Raw genomic sequence first — 2,958 nt, forward strand, 5'->3', positions numbered from 1 at the left:
ACGTGCGCCTCGGTCACAGTTCATGGGTGCCTCGAGAGCCACGTGCCCCGCGGGCGGGTTCGAGACGAGGTGCGCGGGGTACGTCTGAGAGGGGGCGGGCACTCTCACGACAGGAGCACATCTCATGGCAAGAACGCTCGAACTCACCGTTTCAGAGAAACCGGCACTCGCGTTCACGCTCGGCGTGGTGGCGGGCACCGGGATGGGGGTCGCCATCGGATATCTCACCTCGCCCCATCGGGGCTCGACCACGCGCAACCTCATTGCCAACCAGTTTCGACACTATGCTGCAGAGGCGCGCAAGACCGCGCATCGCGCGGAGGCCAGGGGGCGAGACCTGCGCAATCGCGCCATCGGTCTGGCCCACGACCTGCGTCAGGCGCTCGGCGTCGAGCGAGCGGTGGTGGCGTCGCCAGATGCGGCGCCAGCACCGCAGGTCTGAGCTGAAACGGAGGAAGCCCATGCCGATGCTGCAACCGCAGACCTGCGAGGTCTGTGGCAATGAGTACGACAAGTGCATGCAGGTGGTGCTCGATGGCGTGACCCACGCGTTCGATTCGTTCGAGTGCGCGATACAGCGGCTGGCGCCGCGATGCCGTCACTGCGGCTGCGCCATCATCGGCCACGGGGTCGAGGTCGACGCGCGGTTCTTCTGCGGGGCGCACTGCGCGAACGCCATGGTGGCCAGCGCGCATCTGCGCGATCGGGTCTGAGCCCCGACCGGGGCCGTACACGGCCGTCGGCTGCTGTGGCGCGTCTCCTGCCTGTGTCTGGCGGAGGCGCTGCCGCGGCGGGCGGCAGCCGATCAGTCGTCGGTCTGCCCCATGAGCTCGCTCATGGCAGACTCGGCGGATGCGCGCACCGCTTCCCGGGGGTCTGACGTGAAGCGATCAATGGCGGGAAAGAACTGCATCTGGCGCGACTGCCCCAGCAGATGGAGCACGTAGTCGATGAGGTTCTCGTCTTCGACGCGATCGAGCAGGGGAACCAGCGGAGACAGCGACACCGACAGGGGGATGCCGCAGTCGAAGGCGCTCACCAGATCGTTGAGAAGCACCTCGAGGGTGTCAGTGTCGTGTTCGGTGGCCGCCATTCGCACGAGCTCTTCTACCACGGGAGTGGCTTCATCTGACGTCCACTTGCCCCGTGCGAGCACTTCGCTCATCTCTTCGAGGCACTGCAGGCGAGCGTCTCCGCTTGTGGAACGCGCGTGGTCGAGCATCTGGTTCAGCATGGGGGGAACAGTTCGACGCTCTGACGTCGTCCCCTGTGCGCCCGTGCGCGGGGCCGCGCACGAAAAGCGACCCGTGGCGGGATTCTCGCTGCGCAGGGCGAAACAAGGGTAATGAAGAGCTTCTCAGATCTTGGCCTGCGCGACGAGCTGCTGCAGGCGCTGAACGCCGTGGGCTACACGGCACCGACCGACATCCAGGCTTCGGCCATCCCCGAGATGCTGGCGGGGCGAGACGTCATCGCCCAGGCGCACACGGGCACCGGCAAGACCGCGGCGTTCGCGCTGCCCATGCTGTCGCGCCTCGATCTCGAGGTGAAACGGGTTCAGGGGCTGGTTGTGGTTCCCACCCGCGAGCTTGCAACCCAGGTGACCCGCGCGTTCAATCGCTACGGCAAGCAGCTGGGCGTCCACGCGCTCGCGGTGTATGGCGGGCAGTCGTATGCCTGGCAGGGAAAGAAGCTGGCCGAAGGGGTGCAGGTGGTGGTGTGCACCCCAGGTCGCGCCCTCGATCTCATCGAGAAGGGCACATTGAAGCTCGACGGCGTGACGTGCGTCGCCCTGGACGAGGCCGATGAGATGCTGCGCATGGGCTTCATCGACGACGTCGACAAGCTGCTCGGGGCCACGCCAGAGACGCGTCAGACCGCGCTCTTCTCGGCCACCATCCCGCCGCCGGTGCGCGCCCTCTCAGAGAAGTACATGCGTGAGCCCGTCTCCATCGGCCACGACAAGGCCGAGATGACGGTGGCGAAGGTCACGCAGCGGTTCTGCCTGATCAGCGAGTCGTCAAAGCTCGCCACCATCACCCGCCTGCTCGAGACCGAGCCCGTCGAGCGCGCGCTGGTGTTCGCGCGCACGCGTCTGGGGTGCGCCCAGCTGGCCGACGCCCTCATCGCGCGTGGCTTCACCGCCGAGGCGCTGCACGGCGATCTGCCGCAAGAGGCGCGCGAGTCGGTGCTGGCGCGCTTCCGCGCGGGACGCATCGCCTTGCTGGTCGCCACCGATGTGGCGGCCCGCGGGCTCGACATCCCTTCGGTGTCGCATGTGTTCAACTACGATTTCCCCGATCAGCCGGCCGACTATGTGCACCGCATCGGCCGCACGGCGCGCGCGGGCACCGAGGGCACCGCCATCTCGCTGGTGACCCCCCGCGAGCAGGGGCGCCTGGCCATGGTCGGGCACTACACGAAATCGCCGGCAAAGCGCATGGTGGTTCCGACGGTGGGCGAGGTGCACGCGCGCCGCGATCATCGCTTCGCTGAGCGGGTCGATCAGGTGGCGGTCGAAGACAATCTCGACCCTTCGCTGCGCTGGGTCGATGAACAGGTGGCCTCTGGCAAGGACCTGCGCACGCTCACGGCGGCCTTGGTGCAGCTCGTGCGGGGCACCGAGACCACGCGTCCCGACGAGTACGTCGAGGAGATCTTCCCCAAGTCCAAACCTCCTGGCGCCCGCATGGGCGCGCCTCGCCGTGGTGGCGGGGGAGGGTATCCCAGCGCGGGCGACATGGGCGATGACAGGGGTCCCAGGGGCCGCGGTGAGCGCTTCTCGGCGCGCCCGTCCCCCTCGAAGGGCCCCAAGACCTTCGCGCACGAGAGCGGCAAGAAGGGGGCCAAGACCTTCGCGCACGAGGGCGGCAAGAAGGGCCCCAAGACCTTCGAGCACGAGGGCGGCAAGAAGGGCCCCAAGACCTTCGAGCACGAGGGCGGCAAGAAGGGCCCCAA

General features: G+C 67.8%; 4 protein-coding genes. 3 read left to right on the forward strand and 1 reads right to left on the reverse strand.

The window, feature by feature from the left end:
* The first annotated feature begins 124 nt into the window (after positions 1-124).
* Together EB084_22850 and EB084_22855 are read left to right on the forward strand one after the other, a co-directional pair.
* On the forward strand, positions 125-442 hold the full coding sequence (locus tag EB084_22850) for a YtxH domain-containing protein (protein ID NDD31103.1): 318 nt from the start codon (positions 125-127) through the stop codon (positions 440-442).
* Between the two features lie 25 nt (positions 443-467).
* Positions 468-713 (forward strand): hypothetical protein, encoded by a 246-nt coding sequence (locus EB084_22855; GenBank protein NDD31104.1) that lies wholly within the window; start codon positions 468-470, stop codon positions 711-713.
* Between the two features lie 92 nt (positions 714-805).
* On the opposite strand, the gene EB084_22860 is transcribed toward EB084_22855, so the two are convergent.
* Entirely contained in the window at positions 806-1,234 is a 429-nt protein-coding gene (locus EB084_22860; protein NDD31105.1) for a hypothetical protein, read from the reverse strand.
* A 111-nt stretch (positions 1,235-1,345) separates the two neighbouring features.
* Here EB084_22860 and EB084_22865 point away from each other — a divergent pair.
* Positions 1,346-2,958, forward strand: a 1,613-nt coding sequence (locus tag EB084_22865; GenBank protein ID NDD31106.1) for a DEAD/DEAH box helicase, incomplete at its 3' end; no start/stop codon positions are given.

Source organism: Pseudomonadota bacterium, from assembly GCA_010028905.1.
In the GTDB taxonomy this organism is placed as follows: Bacteria; Vulcanimicrobiota; Xenobia; order RGZZ01; family RGZZ01; genus RGZZ01.